Below are 24,624 nucleotides of genomic sequence, written 5' to 3'. Positions count from 1 at the left end.
TTTTTAATGCTTAAAATAGCTCTTCTTGTATCGGTTCATCGTCAAACGGTGTGTTGTTATCCTCGTCCAACGCGTATTTAGTCGGTGCCGTGCCTGACTCAAAGTACTCGAAGCGGCTGGTGTGATCATTTTTGTTACTCAAAAGACCCGTTTTCAAATCAATACGCGTTGAGATCAAACCCGGAGGTGGCTCTATTGGTGCCACTGGCTGGTCGGCCAGTGCGGCGCGCATAAACTCAACCCATGCAGGTTGTGCTGTGGTTGCCCCTGACTCAGCCCCAACAATCTGATTACTATCAAGGTTTGAGTTATAAGCTGCACGTCCCAGCGGTTTACCTGCATCGTCAAAGCCGACCCAGACCGTGGTTAGTACATTGCGATTAAAGCCACTAAACCACGTATCAACAGAATCGTTTGTGGTGCCCGTCTTGCCCACCAAGTCACGGCGTTTCAACGCTTGTGCACGCCAACCAGTGCCTGTCCAACCAGTTTTATGACGCCAGCTGCCGCCGCCCCAGATTGCACTGTGCATGGCGCTTGCGACTAAGAAGGCATTCTGTTCAGAAATTACCCTCGCAGCGCAGCGCTGTGGATGTGTTTCCAATTGTTGCTCGTCACAAGCGATTAGCGGCTCGGCTTTACCCAGAGTATTGCCAAATGCATCCTGTAGTTCTTGGATGAAATATGGCTCTATCAGGTGTCCACCGTTTGCAAAGGTACTCATGCCTCGCGCCATTTCTAAAGGAGTAATGGCAGCACTTCCTAGCGCTAGCGATTCGCTACGATTAATATCTTGATCTGCAAAGCCAAACTTCAGTAGGTGATCGGCGGTGCGTTCTAGCCCAACCCCCTTAAGTAAGCGCACTGATACCACATTTTTAGACTGCGCTAACGCTCGGCGAATACGAATGGGCCCATTGTAAACTTCAGGGCTATTTTTTGGACGCCATGCCACGCCTACACTCTTATCCCATTGGTTAATTGGCGCATCATTGATGATGGTTGCTAGCGTATAGCCATTTTCAAATGCAGCGGAGTATACGAAAGGCTTAATATTAGAGCCGACTTGTCGTTTGGCTTGGGTCGCCCTGTTATATTGGCTTTGTGCGAAGCTGTATCCACCCACAAGGGCTTTTATGCGCCCGTCCTGTGGATCCATTGACACTAACGCACTGGCAGGTCTTGGGTACTGACTAAGTTGCCATTGCTGCTCATATTGACGCACCCAGATTTGCATCCCAGGTGTGAGTATCTCGGTTGCTGTTTGTGGTGGTAGCGCCTGACGAGTATCTGAAATGTAGGCTCTCGCCCAACTTAAACCAGACCAAGGGAGGGTTATGTAATCACCTGATTTCAACAGTGCAGTGGCGCTTTGTTCAGCAACATCTACCACAACAGCAGCTTTTAGAGGGTCAATTTCCTTCACTTTGCGCAGTGTACCTAAGATCTCGTTGGTGCTTAGTGGCGATTGCTCCGCACTCCAAAGTATGCGTTCTGGACCACGGTAGCCATGACGCATATCGTAACTGTGTAAATTGTTGATTAATGCCTGTTGCGCAGCTTCTTGTATGGAAGACTCAACCGTAGTAAATACCTTAAAGCCGCTGTTGTATGCTTTATCTTCTCCGTAGGTCTCCACCATATAACTACGCACCATTTCTGCTATGTAAGGTGCATATAGCTCAATTTCAGCACCGTGAAAGCGGGCGGTGATTGGCGCGCTTCGAGCATCATCATATTGTGCTTTGGTAATGTATTTCTCATTGAGCATTCTGCCTAAAACCACGTTGCGACGTAGCTTGGCGCGTCTTGGGTTGCGAATTGGGTTTAGGGCTGATGGAGCTTTAGGTAAACCTGCAATCATGGCCATTTGCGCTAAGGTTAACTCGTGTAGTTGCTTGCCATAATAGACTTGCGCTGCTGCGCCGATACCAAATGCACGATTACCGAGTTCAATTTTATTTAAATACAATTCAAGAATTTCGTCTTTACTCAGTAATTGCTCAATATGTAGCGCAATAAAAATCTCTTTAACCTTTCGGATATACGCTTTTTCACGGGTTAAAAAGAAGTTTCGTGCTAATTGCATGGTTATGGTGCTGGCACCTTGTTTCTTTTGTCCGGTGCTGATCAGTACAAATGCAGAGCGTACAATCCCGATGGGATCAACGCCAAAGTGTTCATAAAAACGATTATCTTCGGTGGCCAAAAAAGCCTGTAACATGGGAGCTGGAATGTCTTCAATTTTGACCGGAATACGGCGCTTTTCGCCAAATTGATTAATAAGCTTTCCGTCCTGAGTGAAGACTTGCATGGGGGTTTGCAGCTGTACGTCACGTAGTACTTCTACGCTTGGTATATCTGATTTGACATAGTAATAAAGACTGATTAACGTTAGCAGAGCCAAAATGCTCATAACGATGAAAAATTGTATTGCTCTTCTCAATAAAGTCACGGAATGTTCCCTAGTTAGACTCCCAATTATAGGTAGACACTGCTAGTATATCTTGAATAAAAAACGATTAATATTTTTTGTCGTTATAATTATAACTTGTTCAAAGTTAAAACAAAGGGTAAAGACCACGCGCATGCTCAGTAATTTATTCCAGAAGCAAGCTCCAATGATGATCGGTATTGATATCGGCTCTCATTGTGTAAAGGCTGTGCTGCTATCTAAATCGGAGGCAGGCTACCGAGTTGAGGCGGTAGCAATTGAGCCAGTTCCAAAAGGAGCGATCACTGAGCGTGCGATTCAAGATATTGAAGCAATTGGTCGAGTGATAGGTAAAATTAAAAAACGCATCCCAAGATTGACTCACTTTGCTGCGGTGGCAGTATCAGGCCAGACAGTGATCACGAAAGTGATTTTTATGGACGTGGCATTAACAGATGCTGAATTAGAGTCGCAAATCGCGATTGAGGCAGATAGCTTGATCCCCTATTCTTTGGATGAAGTGAGTATTGATTTCGAAAAGGTTTCTGTCAACGAGGCAGATCCTTCCAAGATGAACGTATTACTTTCAGCGGCACGCACTGAGAGCGTAGAGGCACGAGTGGGCGCGCTGGAAGAAGGTGGGTTGCAAGCCAAAGTAGTAGATGTGGAAAACTATGCCTTGAGTCGCTCTCTTAGTGTCTTGTACGGGCAGCTCCCAGCAGATGCGTTTGATAAAACGGTTGCCCTCTTTGATATTGGATCAGTGATCAGTTTAGTGAGTGTGGTACTGTCTGGTAAGACAATTTATACCCGAGATCAGGTGTTTGGTGGAGAGCAGTATACAAATAGCATTGTTGCCTATTACAACAAGTCGTTTGATGAAGCAGAGATAGCCAAAACAACCGGAGACTTGCCTCCTAACTATATTTTTGAAGTGCTAGCTCCGTTTCAGACCGCTTTGCTGCAACAGGTCAGAAGAGCGGTGCAGATGTTTATGACCAGCAGTGGCAAAGAGCAAGTGGATTATATTGTACTAACCGGCGGCACAGCATTAGTGGAAGGTCTCGACAGGTTATTGATTGAAGAACTAGGCATTCATACTATTGTTGCCGATCCATTTGCCGATATGGATATAGCGCCTAAAGTCGACCGCAATGTGTTGGAGCGCCACAAACCGCAGTTTGCCGTTGCTACGGGGCTTGCATTGAGGAGCTTTTCTTCATGCCACATATAAATTTATTGCCTTGGCGTGACCAACGCAGAAAGGAATCACAGAAAAAGTTTTTAACCATCATTGCGGTGAATATTGTCGTGGTGATGCTTATTTTGTATTTGATAGGTTCATTTTACGACAGCCTTACCGCAGGGCAGCAGGTAAAAAATAATTACTTGGGCGCCGAGGTGGCGAAGTTGGATAGCCGTATTGTAGAGATCAACGACTTGAGTCAGCAAAAAGAAAACCTGCAACGGCGTATCAATCTGATTGAGGAGTTACAAAGTAATCGTAATTTGGGGACGCAGATTATTGATGAGGTAGTTCGGGTTGTTCCGGCAGGGGTTTATTTAACGAGTCTGGAGCGCAAAGAAAATTTAATTAAAGTGGTTGGGCGAAGTGAATCGAATAATCGCCTATCGCAAATGTTACGTGGCGTTGAAAGCTCATATTTGCTTGAGCGACCAACCATTCAGGGCATTGTCACAGGTGAGCAAAATTCTCGTTTATTAAGTGACTTTACGATGCATTTTTATGTAAAGCCCTTTCGAGAAATAGACACTGAAGCACGTGCTCAGTAACCCGTTACCAGTGAGATTAGAGAGTGAACTTTGATTTAAAATCATTACAAAACATAGACTGGAATGAAATAGAGCTAGATAACATCGGAGAGTGGCCGTTTGCTGTTAAGTTGATGTGTTGTGTACTGGTGGTCGTGATCACATTTGCGGTTGGTTATAGCCTGTTAGTGTCAACGTCAATCAAGCGCTACGAACATGCGGTACAACAAGAGGTTCAGCTACGTAATAGCTACAGAGTGAAGTATGCTAGAGCGAATAACCTTGATTTATATCGCCAACAAATGAAAGACATGGAGGCACAGTTTGCACAATTGTTACGTCAGCTGCCTTCATCAAATGAAACGCCAGGTCTATTGGATGATTTAACCTATGTTGGTACGTCTAGCGGGTTAACATTTTTAAAAATTGGTTGGCTTTCAGAGAATAAGAAAGAGTTTTACACTGAGTTGCCAATTAAATTAGAAGTGATTGGCACGTACCATGAATTTGGTGAATTCGTCAGTAAGGTTGCACAGCTCCCTCGAATTGTTAGTTTACATGACTTTAGAATAGAGAATGCTGGCAATAATAATTTGATATTTAGTGTGGTAGCTAAGACTTATCGCTACGGGCAAGGTGATGAGTCATGACGAGGTACAACATTTGGTCACTCTTAACGTTACTACTGCTGGTGGGTTGTAACGATGATATAGCAGAACAAAAAGAGTTTATCGATCAGATCCAAGCAAGCGCAACGCCGCAGGTTGAGCCAGTACCACATATGCGTGATTTTACGCACTTTGCATATACTGCCCACAATTTGCGAAGCCCATTTGTAGCACCTGAACCAGAAGTGATAGAAAGCAAAATGATTCAAGTGCAAAACTGTTTACATCCGGACCCAGATAGAGCAAGGGATCCATTAGAAAAGTACCCCATAGACACCTTGTCTATGAAAGGTACAATAGCAACGAAAAATGTCACATGGGCGTTGATAAAAGCTTCGGATCAAGGTTTATATAAAATCAAACGTGGTCAATATATGGGGCTTTACCATGGAGAGGTTATAAACGTGCAGCCGGGCTTTATAGAATTATTAGAACTTATCCCCGATGGTAGTGGTTGCTGGAAAGAGCGCTTGTCGCGGGTAGAGATCCGTGAAGTACAAGAGAGCGACGCGAGTGAACAATAATAAAGGTAGTGTGAATATGGCCCTGAGAGGGAATAAATTGAGCATTAAAAATGTCTTTTTGAGCTTTTTACTTATGATGACTGGGTGGGTTCAGGCGCTTCCTATGCTCTATGATGTTCGCTACAACCCAATACCAGATGGGGAAACACAACTGGAGTTGGTGTTTGATGAACAACTTGCTGAAGAGCCTCAAGTTCAAGCCTTAGCTGATCCTGCGCGTTTAGAGCTGTTTTTCCCTGGGGTTGAGTTCGAAGAAAGTCTCAAGTCACTGGAAGTCAACAAGGCGGGTATCAAATTTATTGAGAGTGCGCTGAGTGATGAAGGGCTGACGGTGAGTGTGCACATGGAACAACTGAAGCTCTATAAAACGCACGTTAAGAATAACATCGCTTACATACTGGTATCGGATAACCCGATTGCATCCGGTGACGATACGGTAACGAGTACGCACAACAATCAGCTTCAATCGATTGACTTTAGGCGCGGTGAAAAAGGCGAGGCTAAAGTTCTTGCATTTTTAGAAAATCCACAGGCCGCGATAGATGTGCAAGAGCGCGGAGGTAAGATTTACGCTGATTTTCATCATATTACTATTCCTGACGATTTACTTTACGAACTGGATGTACTGGACTTTGGCACGATTGTAAGCCGAATAGAAACTTTCAGAGAGAGTAACAAAAGTCGTTTGGTTATAGAGCCCAACGGTGCATTTAAGTATACCTATCAGCAGTTGGACAATATCTTTACCTTAACCGTGGAAAAAGATACCGAAGAGCGTAGTTTTGGCTTGAATAAAAACTATCAAGGACAACCTATTACGCTGAATTTTCAAGATATACCGGTGCGCTCAGTGCTACAGATTATTGCCGATACAAATAATTTTAACTTAGTAACCAGTGACTCGGTATCTGGAAATATCACCTTGCGCTTGGATGGCGTACCTTGGGATCAGGCACTTGATGTGGTGCTTAGGATTAAGGGGCTGGACAAGCGAATGGATGGTTCCATTTTGATGATTGCACCTTCTGAAGAGTTGGCGGCACGTGAGGCGAAGGAGTTGCAAGCACGTAAGCAAGTAGAAGATTTAGAGCCGCTTTATAGTGAGTATATTCAACTTAACTATGCCAAGGCTGAGGAGTTTGCGGACCTGTTGAAAACTGACATCAATAGTATCGTCAGTGAACGTGGCAGCGTATCTGTTGATAAACGCACCAATACTTTGTTGATCAAGGATAGTGCACGTAGCATCGAAAGTATTCGCCGCATGGTTGAGACACTGGATGTGCCAGTCAAACAGGTACGCATTGAGTCTCGCATGGTGACGGTTAAAGATAACGTCCAAGAAGATTTGGGAGTACGCTGGGGTTTTAGCGATCAGCAGGGGACTGACGCCATCGCTGGTAACTTGATTGGCGCTGAGCAGCTTTCAAATGGGCAAATTCCAGATCTTGCAAATCGTTTGAACGTAAACTTACCAGTAGCGGGCACTTCGGCGGGCACGATTGGGATGCATATTGCGAAACTTGCGGATGGTACGTTGATTGATCTTGAGTTATCAGCGCTGGAGCAAGAAAACAAAGGGGAAATCATCGCTACACCGAGTATTACCACTGCAAACCAGAAAAAGGCGCGAATAGAACAGGGGACAGAAATTCCTTATGTGGAGGCGGCATCAAGTGGTGCGACTTCCGTTAGCTTTAAAAAAGCGGTGTTGAGCTTAGAAGTGACGCCACAAATCACACCAGATAATAAAATTATTCTAGACTTAGTGATCACACAGGATACTCGTGGTGATAATGTGCAGACGCCTAATGGCCCAGCTGTAGCGATTAACACCCAGCAAATTCAGACCCAGGTATTGGTCGATAATGGTCAAACGGTCGTGTTGGGTGGAATTTATCAACAAGAAATTACCAGTGCGGTAAGTAAGATCCCTTTATTGGGCGATATTCCGTACTTGGGTGCAATGTTTAGAAATACGCGTGAAATAAACGAGAAAAAAGAATTACTGATTTTTGTTACCCCAAAAATAATGCTGGACAATCAGTAATTGCTACATAGTTGAACGAATTTACGTACTGTAGTTGCTTTTTATACTATTTGACTTGAAATCGTTCGTGGATTACTGAGATAATCCCCTCCTTAATTTTGGGGCCAGGTCGTTAGGCGGGGTTTTATTTCAAATTTTAGAGTTCGTTAGTACTAAAAAGATATGGCTGAGAAACGTAATATATTTCTAGTAGGCCCGATGGGGGCTGGTAAGAGCACAATTGGTCGTCACCTTGCTGATCAATTACACCTTGAATTTTTCGACTCGGATCAAGAAATTGAACGCCGTACCGGGGCAGATATTGCCTGGGTGTTCGATCTTGAAGGCGAAGAAGGTTTCCGAGTACGTGAAGAAAGCGTAATTTCAGATCTGACAGAAATGCAAGGTATAGTTTTAGCTACCGGTGGTGGGTCTGTGGTAAGCAAAGAAGTGCGCAACAAATTATCGGCACGCGGTATTGTTGTTTACTTAGAGACACCGATTGAAAAGCAAGTTGCTCGTACACAACGTGACAAACGTCGCCCTCTACTGCAAACAGAAGAGGCGCCACGCGATGTACTAGAGCGTTTAGCAGAGGAGCGTGAACCTCTGTACAAAGAAGTAGCAGACTTTGTGGTACGCACCGATGAGCAAAGTGCAAAGGTTGTTGCAAACCAAATCATAGAAAAGCTAGATTTCTAATTTTGATCACCTAGGAGGGATAGATGCTTGAGTTGAAGGTAGATTTAAACGAGCGAAGCTATCCTATCTACATAGGTCAAAACTTACTAGCTGATGCTGGACGGCTGACCAAATACATTGGTCAATGTCGTCCTGTCATCATTACCAACCAAACTGTTGCACCACTATATTTAGATAGCCTTTTAAGTGCGCTTGATAATTATGAGCCACTGCATTTCATTTTACCTGATGGTGAGCAATACAAAACCCTAGACTCGTTTGAGCAAATAAATGCCTTCCTATTACAGAATAACTGTGGTCGAGATACGTGTTTGATTGCGCTGGGGGGCGGTGTTATTGGTGATTTAACGGGCTTTGTAGCCGCATGTTACCAACGTGGGGTACCGTTTATTCAAATACCAACAACTCTATTGTCACAAGTCGACTCTTCGGTCGGTGGAAAAACCGCAGTGAACCACCCGCTGGGCAAGAATATGATAGGGGCTTTTTATCAACCAAAAGCGGTGTTTATCGATACCGAGAGTTTGGCGACGCTTCCAGCTAGAGAGTTTGCGGCTGGTATGGCAGAGGTCATCAAATATGGTTTGATCCATGATGTGCAGTTCTTAACATTTCTTGAAGAAAAACACGATGAGTTATCCAGCTTGCAGCAAGATGTTGTGATGCAAGTGATATATCGTTGTTGCCAGATTAAGGCGCAGATTGTCGCGCAGGATGAAACTGAAGCCGGGCAGCGAGCGTTGTTAAACCTAGGTCATACTTTTGGTCATGCCATTGAAGCACAAATGGGTTACGGTAATTGGTTGCACGGAGAAGCGGTTGCTGCGGGTATGATGCTCGCGGTTAAACTGGCGGCGTTACGAGACGCCCTAGCTGGTGCGGAAGTTGCTAGAGTTGAAGCATTGATAGCTAGTTACCAGTTACCTACAGAGGTGCCTACGGATATGACAGCTGAACAGTTTTTAACGCATATGCGTAAAGATAAGAAAAATAAACAAGGGCGCATTCGCTTTATAGTACCAACGGCATTAGGTACATGTGCCTTGGTTGATGATGTGTCTGATGACACGGTGAGTTTGCTAATAGGCCGCTAATGCAGTCGCAAATTCTACCCAGTCGATCTGCTTTAGTAGATCGAATCGCTTTGCAGTTTGAATATGGGCAGAACCTTATCTGCTTGGTCGGGCCTTCTGGCTTAGGAAAAAGCTACATCGCAGAGTCTTTTATTACCGATAAGTACCCAGAATTTAATAAAGCGTTTATCCAGTTATCGGCCTCGACCAAAGACGTAGATTTGATGACTGAGCTGTTACAACACAGCTTTCGTGGGCCATTGATAGATCATCACCTGTCTTTAACTCAGAACTTCATAAATTTGTATCGCCAAAATCCATGTGAGCCTTGTTTATGGGTGCTTGATGGAGCTAGGCATTTGTCGGAAGAAATGGCTGCACAGCTTGCTTTGCTGGCGAAAAAGTCCCCTGTCACACTTTACATCTTGGTGACCGCACAAACGCCAAATATGCTACCAAATGCACTTGATATTCATCTCGAACCACTCTCTTCAATGGAATCTGTAAAACTGATGAGCATGTTTTTCAAACAGTTACCAATGCGAGAAGATCCGGTCTTTCAGACTTTCTTGAATGCATGTCAAGGCAACCCCGCACTGCTTCTGCAATGGCAAAGCGAGCAACAAGTTGAGCTAAGGCCGCAGCATAAAAAATCAATAAAGTCCTCGTGGCATTTGGTTTTATTCAGCGTATTATTGGCGTTATTAATGGTGGCGTTGATATATCAAAAAGAGCTAACAGGATTGCTTCCTACCAACTCTGTGAGCAGTGAAGTCGATACTGTACTACCAACCGTAGCTGCAATAAAAGCTGAGCCACCGCAAAAGAACAGCACCGAGGATGTGGTGACCACGCCTGTTCAACGACAGCCCGAGACGCAAAGCGAGCCGAAGCTGTTGCGTGAGCAGCCCAATACAACATCGAATGACATGGCACAGAGTCAACAAGATATTCAAGCGATAGTATCGGCACTTGATAGTGATCTTACGCAGACTACAAGTGACTCTCAAACACCAGAAGACAGAGAAGCTGCACGAAATGCACAGGTAAAGTTGATAGAACAAGGCAAACATCAGGCTGCGGCTGAAGCAAAAGCTGGCACAACCATACCTGAGGAAGCACCAAGTACAAGCAAGAAGCCTGAAAAAAACGAGCTAAAAGATGATAGTGAATGGTTGCTAACAAAAAAGGATAGTGAGTGGACCGTACAGTTATTGGCGGTGAAAGATGCTCAAGTGGCGGTGGAGTTTATTGCCCAGCATCAACTTGGTGATGTGAAGGTTTATCGCACGGTACGTGCCAGCAGTCAGTGGTGGGTGGTTGTATTGGGCCCTTATGCAACGTTAGAAGAAGCCAAGTCGGTTAGAACCACTCTCTCAGAACAGGTTTTAAGTGGTCAGCCATTTTTCAAAAAAGTGGATAAAATAAAACAGGAAATTCGCCAGTCCACTCGGTAATTATCGACTTTTAGTGTAAGATCGCTCCACAATTTTTATAAATAGAATCAGCATGCAACAAAAGACTCGGGCCTTCCTTAAATGGGCAGGTGGTAAATACAGTTTGGTTGAAGATATTGCTCGACGATTGAAAGTCGCAAGTCAAGATGCCGATACGTTAGTCGAGCCATTTGTTGGAGCTGGATCGGTATTTCTAAACACAGATTTTAAGCATTACTATTTGAATGATATTAATGCTGATTTGATTAACCTATATAACGAACTGAAGCGACAGCCTGAAGAATTTGTCAGTGATGCCAAAAAGTTGTTTGTGGAGCTAAATAATCACCCAGATGCATACTACGCGTATCGCTTGCAGTTTAACGAAAGTGTTGATATTTATGAGCGCGCAGTTCTGTTTCTATATATGAATCGTCATGGTTACAATGGCCTTTGTCGTTACAATCTAAAAGGCATTTTTAACGTACCATTTGGTAAATACAAACGTCCTTATTTTCCAGAAAAAGAACTCTATGCGTTTGCCAATAAGGCGCAGCAAGCGACTTTCACGTGCCAAAGTTATGCGGATGTGTTTCGGAAATTACCCAGTAATGCTGTGGTATATTGCGATCCACCGTATGTGCCTCTGAGTAAAACCGCATCATTTACCTCATATGCAAAAGGTGGCTTTGATTTAGATGATCAAGCCAATTTAGCCAACTTAGCGGAGCAAACGGCGTTTTCACACAAAACTCCTGTGCTGATATCAAATCATGACACCGTGTGGACACGAAAAATATATAGCCAAGCTCAGCTAGATGTTATTCAAGTGAAGCGAACGATTAGTCCAAAAGGGGCGGGTAGAAATAAAGTAAATGAGCTAATGGCCATGTACAACACATCCCACAAAACTAGGGGACGATGTAGTTAACCATGATACTCAGTGCAACGACAAACGTGGTGACTAAGATAATCCCAACAATCAGATATGGTAGAGCTTTGGGCTTTTCAAAGTCTTCGTGATACTTTTTGTCGCTTTGCACGCCAAAGAGCGCTGCTATCACGCTTTGTACTACCCTTAGCCAGTTCATGGTTGACTAGAGGCTAGACGCTAAACCACTGTCGCTCTTTCTATCTGAGCCAAGTAGCAGTTCGAGTAAATCTAGATAATGAAATTGTGCGCTACCACTTTCGCCTCTGAACCAAGAATACCAGTTTACCTCAGACTCTTGTCTACAGTATCTCGAATCATTGTTTTGTGAGGTTTCACATGTGCAACTAGTGTATTTGGTTACTGCAGTTGTACTTTCGTCTTGAGATAATACACCCACTGACATAATTACAATTGCACCGAGCACAAGCATCCGTGTTTTAAGCCGACCCAACATAGTATTACTCCACCCAACGGTTATCATTAAATACTACACAATAATTGCTCATGAAACAAACGAAAATCGGTCAGATTTGGAGCTTTAAATTGCCTAACAGCTCATAGTGTGGACTTTTATGCTGTGTCGAAAATGCAAAATAAGGTAAAGTAGGCACGTTAACACCGAGGAACAAGGGCTTTATTGTGCAGAAAAAATCTAACTATTTAATCGCACCATCTATTTTATCAGCTGATTTGGCGCGCTTAGGAGAAGACGTCGAAAAGGTATTAAAGGCAGGGGCAGATGTTGTTCACTTTGACGTAATGGATAATCATTATGTACCGAACTTAACGTTTGGCCCCATGGTGTGTAAAGCGTTGCGAGATTACGGTATCACCGCACCGATTGATGTACACTTGATGGTCAAGCCTGTGGACTCGCTCATTCCTGAGTTTGCCAAGGCTGGGGCGAATATTATTACATTCCACCCAGAAGCCAGTGAACATATTGATAGAACAATAGGCCTGATCAAAGAGCACGGTTGTCAGGCTGGGCTTGTGCTTAACCCTGCTACACCATTGCATTATCTAGATTATGTTATAGATAAGCTAGATGTTATTTTATTGATGTCGGTTAATCCAGGGTTCGGGGGACAGAGCTTTATACCACAAACGTTAGATAAGCTTCGTCAAGTTCGAGCATTGATAGATGCCAGCGGTAGAGATATTCGTTTAGAAGTTGACGGTGGCATTAAAGCACAAAATATTGCCGAGGTTGCGAAAGCTGGTGCCGATATGTTCGTTGCAGGGTCGGCGATTTTTAATCAACCAGACTATGAAGCGGTGATAACACAGATGCGTGAAGAACTGGCAAAGGTATAACAACTTATGCGTTATCAAGGCATTTTGTTTGACTTGGATGGCACTTTAGTAAATAGTGCCCAAGATATGTACATTGCGTTAAATCTCACTCTGACAGAAGTCGCTTTTCCCATCGTCAGTTATGCACAAGTGTGTAGTTGGGTTGGTAATGGTATTGATACACTCGTTAAGCGCGGACTTAGTGGCAGTATTGAAGTTAATCCTGAACTGCCAGCGGCCTTAATTGACCTTGCCATTCAGACTTTCAGAAGTCATTATGGGCAACTGGCAGGGCAATACGCGAGCCTGTATCCTCATGTTGAAACGGGATTAGCCGCATTGGCTGGGTTTCCTAAAGCTTTGATCACAAATAAAGATCGCTCTTTTACAGAGTCCTTGTTGCATACACTTAAGTTAAGTGCGCATTTTGAGGTACTGATTTGTGGTGATGACGGTAGTAAAAAGCCTTCGGCTGAACCTCTGTTAAATGCCTGTACTGCCCTGGGGTTACAATCCAAAGATGTGATAATGATTGGTGACTCTAAAAGTGACATTGTGGCTGCTCATAATGCCAACATTGATGTGATAGCCTTAACCTATGGTTATCATCAAGGGGTCAATTTACAAGATCTTAATCCACAGTACCTCTGTGACGATTTCTTGGATATAATCCCCATTTTAACTCAGCGATAATATATTAAATAAAGGAACATCATGACTAAACCAGTAGTGTTAAGTGGCATTCAGCCAACCGGTGGTATGACGATAGGCAATTATGTGGGTGCCATTAACCAGTGGCTTAACTTACAACAAGATCATGAAAGTTTCTTTATGTTAGTTGACTTGCATGCGATCACTGTTCGTCAAGAGCCCCATTTGCTGAGAGAGCGTGTATTGGATGGTATTGCGCTGTACACAGCCTGTGGTATTGATCCTGAAAAAGCGGCGCTGTTTGTACAATCACAAGTGCCAGAACATGCGCAATTAGCGTGGGTACTGAATTGTTATGCCCAAATGGGTGAGTTGAACCGCATGACGCAGTTTAAAGATAAATCGTCTAAACACGCAAATAACGTCAATGTTGGTCTGTTTTCTTATCCTGTATTACAAGCGGCGGATATTTTGTTGTATCAAGCTGATCAGGTGCCTGTTGGCGAAGATCAAAAGCAGCATTTGGAGCTAACCAGAGATATCGCAACCCGCTTTAACAACCTCTATGGTGAGGTATTTAAGATACCTGAGCCTTACATACCTGACCTTGGTGCTAGGGTGATGAGTCTGCAAGACCCATCAAAGAAAATGTCAAAGTCAGATGACAATCCAAATGCGTTTATCATGCTTTTGGATGAGCCAAAGAAAATTGAGAAAAAGCTAAAAAAAGCAGTGACTGACTCGGATGAACAGGCCCGTATCTACTTTGACAGAGATGAAAAGCCAGGTGTTTCAAACTTACTAACTTTGCTGTCTGTTGCTACAAAACGTTCAGTTGAAGAGTTGGTGCCTGAGTATGAAGACAAAATGTACGGTCACTTGAAAAAAGACACGGCTGACGCTGTGGTTGCGATGATTGAGCCGATCCAAGCTCGTTTTAGAGCTATTCGTGAAGACCGTACTCTTCTAGATAATATTATGCGACAAGGTGCAGAAAAGGCGAGCGTGCGTGCACAGCAAACATTAAAGGCTGTATATGATGCGGTAGGCTTTATCCCTCGTCCATAACTTATTGTATTGTAGTTAGCCAGGCTTGCGCCTGGCTTTTTTATGGAAATTTCTATGTTATTAATGATTGATAACTACGATTCATTTACCTATAACTTAGTGCAGTATTTCCAACGTTTGGATCAAGAGGTCTTAGTACAGCGTAACGATGCTATTAGCCTTGCACAAATCAAAGCGCTAAATCCAGAGCATATTGTGATCTCTCCGGGTCCTTGCACACCAAATGAAGCGGGTATCTCGTTGTCGGTAATTGAACAATTTAAGGGTGATATACCTATACTCGGTATCTGTTTGGGACATCAAGCTATTGCTCAGGCACTAGGGGCGGATGTGGTAAGAGCACACACCGTCATGCATGGTAAAACATCGCCCATTCAACACACAGGAAAAGGTGTGTTTGCAGGGTTGCCTAACCCGCTTAACGTATGCCGTTATCATTCATTGATAGTCGATAAACGTACATTGCCTGAATGCTTTGAGATCACCGCTTGGACGCAGACTATGAATAACGATGTAGATGAGATAATGGCAATGCGCCACACTGATTTGGCCTTGGAAGGGGTGCAATTTCATCCTGAGGCCATTTTGACAGAACATGGTCTAAGCTTACTTGATAACTTTATACGTCACTTCTAATCTTTTATTTATACAACTAACTGTGAGCTGGTAGAGAGTCTATGACAGAAGACAATAAGCATGTAAGGATGGCACAAGCACTAACGGAACGAGCCCATGACTTGCTGGTTAGTCACAGTTTTGCTCAGGAGCAAATTGGATATATTCACACCTTGGAAATGAATTTAGGTGAAAAAATCCCACAGCGTACCATGTTGGAAGTTGAAATAGCGGCTTCGGCAAAACGTAAAGAAAGTAGTACCAGCCATCATAAATACATTGCCAAAGCCAGTGCACATATTCACCAAGCGATTGAAGAGTCGATTGCCAAACAGCTTAATGACATAGACAGTCTGTATTATGAGGTGATGGGCATTCAAGATGGTGTTCCAGCGATTTTCGATCTTCTGGCGGTAAAATCTGCTTCGGTTGGTAGGTTAGAACCGTTAGTGAATGATATATCATGGCTTGGGCGAGAGTTGGTTTCGTTAGTGAATCTACCTCAATATCGCAAGAAAAGTTCAACAGGTATGGCCGTAAAGGTTGATACACCAGCATTGGCGTTACGTTATTTAGGATTGGAGAATTTACAGTGGGTGTTACCCACATATGCGATGCGTCATTGGTTACCTTATTCAACGGAACCATTTTCGTTGATGAAGCGAAAACTACGAGACTTGAGTATGTCAACGGCTATTGCTGCTAAAGCGTTGGCACCAAGTAACGGTGTAAAAGAGCAGTATGCGTATACGTTAGGGATGATGTTAGATATTGGTAAGGCGGCGCTTACCCGTTTGTACTTACGTACACATGAACAAGTTTGGCAAGACCGAGTGCGTAGAGCGCGAGATAAGGCCCATAAAGACTTACATACAGCCCTGCTAGAGTTGGGTCCGGACCCGTTATTTTTGAGAAACCTGCTATTAGAAAGCTCAGCAAAAGTAACTCAGCAGCTAATTGATAAGATGGAATTTAGATACTTGCCATTTTCTGCTGCGATGGAAGAGTTTGCGGTTAGTTATTTACCTAATTCGAATAAAAAGCTAAGCGATCCGCTACCATTAACAACCGTTTTAAAGAAGGCCCATGGCTATGCGCTGTATTTACTGCTGACGGACAAACATTTGATTGAGCCGGATGAAACTCAGTTGTGGTTTTCTTACTTAGAATTGACCAAAGAAGAGCAAAAAACGCTCTCTTCATGCTCATTCCATGGCTTACAGCTAACAATTTCATAATATTTAGACATTTTTTTTACGACTATTCATTCAGCACTAAATTCTTAGGATTTGGCTAAGGTGCCTGCGTGCTTGCATTGTCGTCTATTTTCTTCCAAATAGTTATTCACTGCGACTGAAATATTATCTCAATCCCTTGAATATCAAGGCCTCAATGAAAGTTTTCTATGAGACTTTCATATGTTTTTCTGAAATAATAAGTGAATGAATTTTGCACCAAATTAAAAAATGTGTTGGCTGAAATGTGCAAGTTGAATGCTTAAATTCAGCCATTTGCGGTGCCGTACTCAACAAAGTGAGGAGTTAAAATGACTATAAATCGTGAATTGTTCGATCAAGTAATGGTGCCTAACTATGCACCTTCAGCTGTGATTCCGGTAAAAGGCGAAGGGTCGCGCGTATGGGACCAAGAGGGACGTGAATACGTTGACTTTGCTGGCGGTATCGCGGTTAACTGTTTAGGTCATTGTCATCCTGCTTTAGTCTCTGCTTTAAAAGAGCAAGGCGAAAAAATTTGGCACTTATCAAATGTTATGACTAACGAGCCTGCGCTACGTTTAGCTAAAAAGTTAGTCGACGCAACATTCGCTGACAAAGTGTATTTTGCCAATTCAGGCGCGGAAGCAAACGAAGCTGCATTAAAATTGGCGCGTCGCTTTGCACTTGATAACTTTGGTGAGCAAAAGTCACAAATCATCTCGTTCAACAAAGGTTTCCACGGTCGTACTTTCTTCACTGTAACGGTTGGTGGACAAGCTGCATACTCAGATGGCTTCGGTCCTAAGCCGGGTGACATTGTGCACAGTGACTACAATGATCTAGCTGCATTTGAAGCACTTATCTCTGATAAAACGTGTGCCGTTATGATGGAACCGCTACAAGGTGAAGGCGGTATTGTTTCTCCTGATGCAGATTTTGTACAGGGTGTTCGTGAGTTATGTACTAAGCACAATGCGCTGCTAATCTTTGATGAAGTTCAGACTGGTGTTGGACGTACTGGTGAGCTATATGCTTACCAAGGTTTAGGTGTTACGCCTGATATTCTAACAACGGCCAAAGCACTCGGTGGTGGTTTCCCAATTGGTGCCATGATCACGACAAGTGAAATTGCGCAGCACCTTAAAGTGGGCACACATGGTTCTACATACGGTGGTAACCCACTAGCGTGTGCGGTCGCCGAAGCTGCACTCGATACTGTTAACACTCCAGAAGTACTCGAAGGTGTGAAAGCCAAAGAAGCGCTGTTTAGAGAGCTACTTACTGCAATCAACGATAAGTACAACGTCTTTAGCGAAATCCGTGGTAAAGGCTTGCTCTTAGGCGGCGTCGTTGCTGAGCAATATAAAGGTCGTGCAAAAGACTTTTTAGTTGCAGGTATCAAAGAGGGTGTTATGTCTTTGGTAGCTGGCGCTGATGTTGTGCGCTTCACGCCATCTTTGGTTATCCCTGAAGCGGATATCCGTGAAGGTATGGCACGCTTTGAAAAAGCGGTTGCCAGCGTTGTAGCTAATAACGCCTAATCTTGGTGGGGCCAAGTAATACTTGGTCCTGATTTACCGTCTAGTGTTATAACTTGAGGAGTAAGCGGGCTCATGATGATCCTTCGCCCAATCCAAAAAAGCGATTACCCAGCGCTTTTAAACATTGCCCACGAGTCGGGCCATGGTTTTACTTCGTTACCTGTAAATGAAGAATTGTTGCAAAATAAGATTGCACGTTCAGAAGCGTCTTTCCAAAAACAGACGGATATTCCTTTTGACGAAGGATATCTATTTGTACTTGAAGATAGCGAAACAGGTGAAGTTGTCGGGACAAGTGCGATTGAAGCTGCTGTGGGTTTAGATGATGCGTTTTATCATTACCACCTGAGTAAAGTTATTCATTCTTCACGCACGTTAGATGTTTATAAAGCGGTAGATATTCTCACGCTTTGTAATGATTACACTGGCGCAACAGAGCTATGCACATTGTTCTTAAAGGATGGTTATCGCAAGGGCTTGAATGGAAAGTTGCTGTCTAAATCTCGCTTCTTATTCATCAAGCAACACCAGTATCGCTTTGCGGATACCGTTATTGCAGAGATGCGCGGTGTGTCTGATGAAAACGGCCAAAGCCCATTTTGGCAATGGCTTGAAGAACACTTCTTCTCAATGGATTTCCCGACAGCGGATTATTTAACGGGTATTGGCCAAAAGGTATTTATCGCTGAGTTAATGCCTAAGTACCCGATTTATGTAAACTTACTAAGCAAAGAAGCTCAGGCGGTTATCGGTCAAGTACACACCAATACCAGACCTGCTATCGAGTTACTAAAGAGTGAAGGTTTCACCTTCAATGGTTATGTAGATATTTTTGATGCGGGCCCAACGGTAGAAGCCAAAGTTGACAATATTCGCACGGTTCGCTCGGTACAAAATAAAACTGCGCGTATCGGCAACGCACAGGGCGGTTCCCCTGTGATGGTTGCAAATGATAAACTAGCTGAATATCGGGCTACGGTTGCAGAGCTTCAGGTTGATGCGGCAAGTGAAGAAGTCGTTATTAGCGCAGAAGTGGCAAACGCATTGAACATTGTCGATGGTGACCTAGTCAGCATCGCAACACTCTAATTGTAGGTATTAATTATGACAACACATCCTGCTCAACTGATTAATGGTGAATGGGCTGCAGGTCAAGGCAGCGAATTTAAATCAGTTAACCCAGCAAACAACGAAGTGATCTGGTCTGCTAACTCGGCAACTGCCGAGCAAGTAGATGCGGCAGTTAAAGCTGCAAGACAAGCTTTCTATACATGGGCTGATTTAGACTTTGCTGAGCGTTTAGTCATTGTGCAACGCTTTGCACAAGCGCTCAAAGACAACAGTGAAGAGTTAGCAATCGCAATCGCTAAAGAAACTGGTAAGCCTCTTTGGGAAACCCGCACAGAAGTGGGCGCTATGGTAGGCAAAATAGCGATTTCTGAGAAAGCTTATCATGAAAGAACGGGAACGGTTGAAAACCCAATGCCGGTAGGTCGTGCAGTGATCCGCCATAAGGCACACGGTGTAGTGGCTGTTTTTGGACCATACAACTTCCCAGGGCATTTGCCAAATGGCCACATTGTTCCTGCACTTCTTGCGGGTAACACGGTTATTTTCAAACCTTCAGAGTTAACTCCGTATGTTGCTGAGTTGACACTGAAACTGTGGCAAAAAGCGGGGCTACCAGCTGGCGTGATTAACTTAGTACAAGGCGAAGTTGAAACGGGTAAAGCACTGGCTTCTCATAAAGGTATTGATGGCTTGTTCTTCACAGGGTCATCACGTACAGGTCATTTACTTCATGAACAATACGCAGGTCAACCTGGCAAAATTCTAGCGCTAGAAATGGGTGGCAATAACCCATTGATCGTTAAAGATGCCTCAGACACCAAAGCGGTAGTACACGACATCATCCAGTCGGCGTTTATTTCAAGTGGCCAGCGTTGTACTTGCGCACGTAAGTTATTCTTACCTGTTGGTGCACAAGGCGATGCGATTTTAGAGCACCTAGTTCGTGCTACTAAAGCCATTAAAGTAGGTAATTTTGATGACGCTGACCAGCCGTTTATGGGATCAATGATTTCTGAGCGTGCTGCAGCGGGTATGGTTGCCGCGCAGCAGCAGCTTCAAGCTTTGGGTGGCGAGTCTTTAATTGAGCTGACTCACACACCTAACACAGGTTTTGTTACACCGGGTATTATCGAGTGTACTAACGTGACAGATTTCCCAGATGAAGAGCATTTCGGTCCTCTGTTAAAAGTGTTCCGTTACAGCGACTTTGACACAGCGATTGAAAAAGCCAACGATACCAGCTTTGGCCTATCAGCTGGCTTATTAGGCGACAATGAAGCTGATTATGAGCACTTCCTACGTCGCATTCGTGCGGGCATCGTGAACTGGAACCGCCCAATCACGGGGGCATCAAGTGCAGCGCCATTCGGTGGTATCGGTGCTTCAGGTAATCACAGAGCAAGTGCTTACTACGCAGCTGACTACTGTGCTTACCCAGTTGCCTCAGTAGAGCTGGAGAAAGTCACTCTACCTGGCACTCTAAGCCCAGGCTTGAATATCGACTAATAGATATTTTACAAAGGGTTAGAGAGTATTTTAGGATAAAATACAGTTTAATACTTTGTTCCTAAAAAGAGCAGCTAAGGCTGCTTTTTTTGTGCTCGACTAAGCGACAAAAGTAGCATTAGGAGTGAGTTTCTGCTTAAATCTATAGCAGATGTGTTAAAAATCTTAGGTGGAATAAAGATGGTTTTAGATAAACAAGGTTATGACGAACTAGTCATGTATCTGACGCAAAATTTAGCCTTGTTTGAAAAGCCTGGTGAAATTAAGCCTGGTGCACCTAAAGTGATGGAACTCATAGAAGATGTTATTGCGGAAAACGTGATATCTATTTGTGAGCAACACAGTGAACTCACAACAGAGCAACGCAGCCTGATTGTTCGTGAGGTTGACGGTATTGTGTATGACCTACAAGAAGTACTCTCAAGCGTCACAGAGCAGCGGGTGACCGTTGAACAGCGTGAGTTTATTGAAGAATTTGCAGGTCTAGTTAAAAACATGTTTGACTCGGCCGTTTAATAACAACAATTGCTAATTGATAGCAATGAGCTTTATAACACCGCCAAACGGCGGTGTTATTGTTTTATTTGAGGTGTTTATGCAAGCAAGTGTAAAGTGGGTAGACGGAGATACATTTATTGGCCGTTCTGATTCAGGGCATAATGTGGTTTTCGACGCAGGGTCAGATAGTGCAGCGCCAAGCCCAATGGAGATGGTCCTGATGTCGGCTGGATGCTGTTCATCCGTTGATGTCGTGAGCATATTAAAAAAAGCGAAGCAAGACTTTGACCATGTCGAAGTGAAGCTAAGCGCAGAGCGTGCAGAAACCGCACCTAGAGTATTCACCAAAATAAACCTACACTTTGTGGTTACTGGCCGTGATGTGTCAGAAAAACACCTTGCCAGAGCGGTGCAATTGTCTGCTGAAAAATATTGTTCGGTAGCGTTAATGCTTGATAAGGCAGTAGAAATTACGCACAGCCATGAAGTTGTTGAAAGAGAGGCAAAATAACGCTTTTTCATAGCGCGATTTTCGTATAAAATCCGCGAACTTTTGGTTCTGCAAAGCAGATTTACAGTTTGAAGGTTGGTCTATCGTGAACAAGCCCTTTGATAAAATTAAACTCCATGGCTTTAACAACTTAACTAAGAGTTTAAGCTTTAGCATATACGATATTTGTTACGCCAAGACAGAGCAACAACGTAAAGAATATTTAGAATATATTGATGAGCAGTATAGTGCGGATCGTTTAACTGATATTTTAAGAGACGTCGTTGATATTATTGGTGCAAATGTATTGAATATTGCGCGTCAAGATTACGAGCCGCAAGGGGCAAGTGTGACTATTCTGGTGTCGGAAGAACCTGTAGAACAACAGACTTTTGATAGCAATGAAACACCGGGGCCTTTGCCTGAGTCTGTGGTTGCGCACTTAGATAAGAGCCACATTTGTGTGCACACTTATCCAGAAGCACATCCAAATGATGGTATTTGTACATTCCGTGCTGATATTGAGGTATCAACATGTGGGGTGATCTCACCATTAAAAGCGTTAAACTTCTTAATTCACTCGTTAGAGTCGGATGTGGTAACAATCGACTATCGTGTTCGTGGTTTTACGCGTGACGTAACAGGTGTGAAGCATTACATTGATCATGCAATCCACTCAATTCAGAACTATATGACTGAAGATACGAAAGAAGCGTATCAGATGCTAGATGTGAATGTTTATCAAGAGAACTTGTTCCACACTAAGATGATGCTAAAAGAGACCGACTTAAATACGTATCTTTTCGGCATTACGACGGACGATTTGAGCGAAGAAGAAGAAGCTGAGATCAGAGCACGTCTAGACCGTGAAATCCAAGAGGTGTTTTACGGGCGTAATCTGCCAGAAGTTGATTGATAACTTCTGAACAATAAAAAAGCGCTCAATGAGCGCTTTTTTATTTTCTAGTGGCTTTATAATTCATATTTGAAGGTTAAGCCAAGCAAGCGTGGTTCACCATATTGCACATAAGTTTCCTCAATATAGTCTTTCAGTGGATTGTTTGGAAACCTGAAGCCACGTACTTCAACGTCTTCATCCGCTAGATTTCTTCCCCACGCTGTCAATGACCAGCTATTGGCATAATAGCTGATACTGGCGTTCAGCAAGTTACTATTATCTGCTTTGGCATCATGGCTTATCGAGTGGTAGTAATCATCTTTACCTTCAACAGACACCTCAGCAAAGAGTCGCTCAGTAACTTGATAGTTTACTGCCAATGAGTACTGGTATCGGGGGGCTTGCGCCTGCTCTCTACCATCTAATGTAAGTTGAGCGAAGTCTCCTTCAACTTTGGTGTCTAGATAGCCTGCACTGTAAGCTAAATTCAAACGGTCTGTGTATTGCAAGTTGCCTTCAACTTCTAAACCGTAGTTGCGCCCCTGCGTCGCATTATCAATAAATTCGAGAAACTTGCGCTCTACTTCAATAGAACGTTTTACCTGCATATCATCTCGGTGCATGTAAAACGCGCTGACACGCACGGTATGACGGTTATCTTCTGAGCTACCCTTGACGCCAAACTCTAGGTTCCATAGGTATTCAGGGGTAAAGTTATAGCTGTCACTGGTAATGTTTAGTCCTTCATCTTTGGCCTGTGCCAACGCTTGACCGTTGACTCCACCAATTTTATAGCCACGCGATAAACTGGTGTAAATCATGGTGCGCGGGACAACAAAGTGCTCTAGTGCTACTTTAGCGCCCCACATCCAGTCATCGGTATTACCTGTAATGCCGTTATTATCGAAGTAATCGGAGTCGTAATATTCGCCACGTAATCCAGTGACGAGTTCGGTTTTATCTGATAGCTGAGTGACTTTTTGGCCAAATAGAGCCAAATGGCTGACATCATAGTGCGAACTAAAGTCTTGCGCTTGCCATGTATAAGCTCTTGTTAAAGCCACTTGCTTGCGTTTTGCGGATAAGCCACTTACCCAATTGTTATTTTTATCTGAGAAGGTTAACTCAAAGGTGCCACGCTCATGTTCACGCTGATAACTATCCGTTGAGCTGTAACCATAAGGGTGAAGTCCTGCTGCGCAAACTGTGGGTTTGCTGCTATCGTTACAAGTCCAGTCTTCGTCGTAACTATAAAGGGTGTCGCCTGTGAGCCCACTAATCAATATGGCCACATCAAAAAGCGCTGCTCCTGAATATTTTGTGGTCAGAGCAAAAGCATCACTTTGCTGATTGTCTTGACCTGGCTCATCGGCACTACTTTTACGATCATTGCTTAGGGTAAACGCGTCATAGCCGTTGTCTATGTCAATGTGATGAGCGACTAGTTCGGTGCTCAGCGTGCTATTCCATTGGGTACGAAGTTTAATGCGCGCAACCTGCTCATCTTGAGTTTGCGTCGCATCATTCAAATAGACATTGTCAGTGTAGCCATCCGACTGATGCTGATAATAGCTGGCTCGCATGGCGGTGCTATCACTAAGAGATGTACCTGCTGCAATACCAGCTTCATAGCTACTGTAGTTACCCACACCGAGCTGCACATTGAGAGCAGGCTCATGGGTTACTGCGTGTGTTTGTACATCAATCATACCTGCCATTGCATCGGCACCGAAGCGTGTGCCTTGAGGACCACGGTAAAGCGCAATTTGTTCGACATCAAATAACAAAGCACTGCCACCTAGACCCGAGTAGTCAATGTTATCTATCAACATCCCCACGCTTGGATGAATTGGGTCCACAAACTGTGACCGAAGTCCCACTCCTCTAATTTGTACAAAGCGGCCGCGAGATGCACCGGCAGTGAAGTTAATATTTGCAGTGCTATTTAGCAGCTGGTCCAAATAGTTTGCCCCACGATTAACGATAGCATCTGTACCTAACACGCTGGCGCTGGCGCTGAGGGTCTGTAAACTTTCTCGCTTAAAGTCTCCTGTGACCTCAATCGTTTCTATCGGGTTATTATCGTTAGCCACAGCAGTATGCGACAGTAGCGCAATGATACTGGCGCTTAACAGAGAGTATTTTGGCATCATAATCTTTTGCTAGTCATTTGAGTTGCGCATATTTTAACAAATGACAG

24 protein-coding genes are annotated in these 24,624 nt (G+C 43.8%); 20 read left to right on the top strand and 4 right to left on the bottom strand.

The window, feature by feature from the left end:
- Positions 1–10: 10 nt before the first annotated feature.
- Positions 11–2,455, bottom strand: coding sequence for a PBP1A family penicillin-binding protein (locus L1070_RS13560; protein WP_237125918.1), 2,445 nt, complete (start codon positions 2,453–2,455; stop codon positions 11–13).
- A 133-nt stretch (positions 2,456–2,588) separates the two neighbouring features.
- On the opposite strand from L1070_RS13560, the gene L1070_RS13555 reads away from it, so the two are divergent.
- The 9 genes from L1070_RS13555 to L1070_RS13515 all read left to right on the top strand — a co-directional run bounded on the left by L1070_RS13555 (position 2,589) and on the right by L1070_RS13515 (position 11,570).
- Positions 2,589–3,668, top strand: coding sequence for a pilus assembly protein PilM (locus L1070_RS13555; protein ID WP_237125917.1), 1,080 nt, complete (start codon positions 2,589–2,591; stop codon positions 3,666–3,668).
- Positions 3,656–4,228 (top strand): PilN domain-containing protein, encoded by a 573-nt coding sequence (locus L1070_RS13550; RefSeq protein WP_070986401.1) that lies wholly within the window; start codon positions 3,656–3,658, stop codon positions 4,226–4,228. Before L1070_RS13555 ends, L1070_RS13550 begins: the two co-directional genes overlap by 13 nt.
- Before the next feature lie 23 nt (positions 4,229–4,251).
- On the top strand, positions 4,252–4,857 hold the full coding sequence (locus L1070_RS13545) for a type 4a pilus biogenesis protein PilO (protein ID WP_237125916.1): 606 nt from the start codon (positions 4,252–4,254) through the stop codon (positions 4,855–4,857).
- Positions 4,854–5,399 carry a pilus assembly protein PilP gene (locus tag L1070_RS13540; RefSeq protein ID WP_070986399.1) on the top strand — a complete coding sequence of 182 codons (546 nt, stop codon included), beginning with the start codon at positions 4,854–4,856 and terminating at the stop codon, positions 5,397–5,399. The genes L1070_RS13545 and L1070_RS13540 overlap by 4 nt, the downstream gene beginning before the upstream one ends.
- Positions 5,400–5,415: 16 nt before the next feature.
- On the top strand, positions 5,416–7,449 hold the full coding sequence (pilQ, locus tag L1070_RS13535; protein ID WP_237125964.1) for a type IV pilus secretin PilQ: 2,034 nt from the start codon (positions 5,416–5,418) through the stop codon (positions 7,447–7,449).
- Positions 7,450–7,611: 162 nt separating this feature from the next.
- The gene (aroK, locus tag L1070_RS13530; protein ID WP_070986397.1) at positions 7,612–8,130 is read left to right on the top strand and encodes a shikimate kinase AroK; all 519 of its coding nucleotides are present in this window, start codon (positions 7,612–7,614) and stop codon (positions 8,128–8,130) included.
- Positions 8,131–8,153: 23 nt separating this feature from the next.
- On the top strand, positions 8,154–9,224 hold the full coding sequence (gene aroB / locus L1070_RS13525) for a 3-dehydroquinate synthase (RefSeq protein ID WP_237125915.1): 1,071 nt from the start codon (positions 8,154–8,156) through the stop codon (positions 9,222–9,224).
- The gene (locus L1070_RS13520) at positions 9,224–10,660 is read left to right on the top strand and encodes an SPOR domain-containing protein (RefSeq protein WP_237125914.1); all 1,437 of its coding nucleotides are present in this window, start codon (positions 9,224–9,226) and stop codon (positions 10,658–10,660) included. The genes aroB and L1070_RS13520 overlap by 1 nt, the downstream gene beginning before the upstream one ends.
- Positions 10,661–10,712: 52 nt before the next feature.
- Complete coding sequence (locus tag L1070_RS13515; RefSeq protein ID WP_070986394.1) at positions 10,713–11,570, top strand: Dam family site-specific DNA-(adenine-N6)-methyltransferase; 858 nt, start codon at positions 10,713–10,715, stop codon at positions 11,568–11,570.
- On the opposite strand, the gene L1070_RS13510 is transcribed toward L1070_RS13515, so the two are convergent.
- Together L1070_RS13510 and L1070_RS13505 are read right to left on the bottom strand one after the other, a co-directional pair.
- Complete coding sequence (locus L1070_RS13510) at positions 11,551–11,703, bottom strand: DUF2970 domain-containing protein (protein WP_237125913.1); 153 nt, start codon at positions 11,701–11,703, stop codon at positions 11,551–11,553. The genes L1070_RS13515 and L1070_RS13510 overlap by 20 nt on opposite strands.
- 33 nt (positions 11,704–11,736) lie before the next feature.
- Positions 11,737–12,027, bottom strand: a complete 291-nt coding sequence (locus tag L1070_RS13505; protein ID WP_070986392.1) for a hypothetical protein — start codon at positions 12,025–12,027, stop codon at positions 11,737–11,739.
- A 185-nt stretch (positions 12,028–12,212) separates the two neighbouring features.
- Between L1070_RS13505 and rpe the strand changes: the two genes are divergently transcribed.
- The 11 genes from rpe (at position 12,213) to speD (ending at position 22,442) form a co-directional block, all read left to right on the top strand.
- A complete protein-coding gene (rpe, locus tag L1070_RS13500) occupies positions 12,213–12,890 on the top strand; it encodes a ribulose-phosphate 3-epimerase (protein WP_237125912.1) in 678 nt (225 codons plus the stop codon).
- Between the two features lie 6 nt (positions 12,891–12,896).
- On the top strand, positions 12,897–13,562 hold the full coding sequence (locus tag L1070_RS13495) for an HAD-IA family hydrolase (RefSeq protein ID WP_070986390.1): 666 nt from the start codon (positions 12,897–12,899) through the stop codon (positions 13,560–13,562).
- Positions 13,563–13,583: 21 nt separating this feature from the next.
- A complete protein-coding gene (gene trpS / locus L1070_RS13490) occupies positions 13,584–14,588 on the top strand; it encodes a tryptophan--tRNA ligase (RefSeq protein WP_070986389.1) in 1,005 nt (334 codons plus the stop codon).
- Positions 14,589–14,642: 54 nt separating this feature from the next.
- Complete coding sequence (locus L1070_RS13485) at positions 14,643–15,224, top strand: aminodeoxychorismate/anthranilate synthase component II (RefSeq protein ID WP_070986388.1); 582 nt, start codon at positions 14,643–14,645, stop codon at positions 15,222–15,224.
- A 41-nt stretch (positions 15,225–15,265) separates the two neighbouring features.
- The gene (locus tag L1070_RS13480; RefSeq protein WP_237125911.1) at positions 15,266–16,441 is read left to right on the top strand and encodes an HDOD domain-containing protein; all 1,176 of its coding nucleotides are present in this window, start codon (positions 15,266–15,268) and stop codon (positions 16,439–16,441) included.
- Positions 16,442–16,749: 308 nt separating this feature from the next.
- A complete protein-coding gene (locus tag L1070_RS13475; RefSeq protein WP_237125910.1) occupies positions 16,750–17,961 on the top strand; it encodes an aspartate aminotransferase family protein in 1,212 nt (403 codons plus the stop codon).
- Positions 17,962–18,033: 72 nt separating this feature from the next.
- Positions 18,034–19,050, top strand: coding sequence for an arginine N-succinyltransferase (astA, locus tag L1070_RS13470; protein WP_070986385.1), 1,017 nt, complete (start codon positions 18,034–18,036; stop codon positions 19,048–19,050).
- 15 nt (positions 19,051–19,065) lie between these two features.
- Positions 19,066–20,538 carry a succinylglutamate-semialdehyde dehydrogenase gene (gene astD / locus L1070_RS13465; protein WP_070986384.1) on the top strand — a complete coding sequence of 491 codons (1,473 nt, stop codon included), beginning with the start codon at positions 19,066–19,068 and terminating at the stop codon, positions 20,536–20,538.
- Between the two features lie 180 nt (positions 20,539–20,718).
- The gene (locus tag L1070_RS13460; protein ID WP_070986383.1) at positions 20,719–21,054 is read left to right on the top strand and encodes a DUF3802 family protein; all 336 of its coding nucleotides are present in this window, start codon (positions 20,719–20,721) and stop codon (positions 21,052–21,054) included.
- 79 nt (positions 21,055–21,133) lie between these two features.
- Positions 21,134–21,547 (top strand): OsmC family protein, encoded by a 414-nt coding sequence (locus tag L1070_RS13455; protein WP_237125909.1) that lies wholly within the window; start codon positions 21,134–21,136, stop codon positions 21,545–21,547.
- A gap of 85 nt (positions 21,548–21,632) precedes the next feature.
- On the top strand, positions 21,633–22,442 hold the full coding sequence (gene speD, locus L1070_RS13450; RefSeq protein WP_070986382.1) for an adenosylmethionine decarboxylase: 810 nt from the start codon (positions 21,633–21,635) through the stop codon (positions 22,440–22,442).
- A 56-nt stretch (positions 22,443–22,498) separates the two neighbouring features.
- Here the strand turns inward: speD and L1070_RS13445 are convergent, their stop codons facing one another.
- A complete protein-coding gene (locus tag L1070_RS13445; protein WP_237125908.1) occupies positions 22,499–24,577 on the bottom strand; it encodes a TonB-dependent receptor plug domain-containing protein in 2,079 nt (692 codons plus the stop codon).
- Positions 24,578–24,624: the final 47 nt, after the last annotated feature.

It is taken from the genome of Pseudoalteromonas sp. MMG022 (assembly GCF_021654245.1).
Lineage (GTDB): Bacteria > Pseudomonadota > Gammaproteobacteria > Enterobacterales > Alteromonadaceae > Pseudoalteromonas > Pseudoalteromonas amylolytica.
The sequence above is the reverse complement of the archived record's forward strand: the minus strand, read 5'-3'. Positions and strand labels throughout refer to the sequence as shown.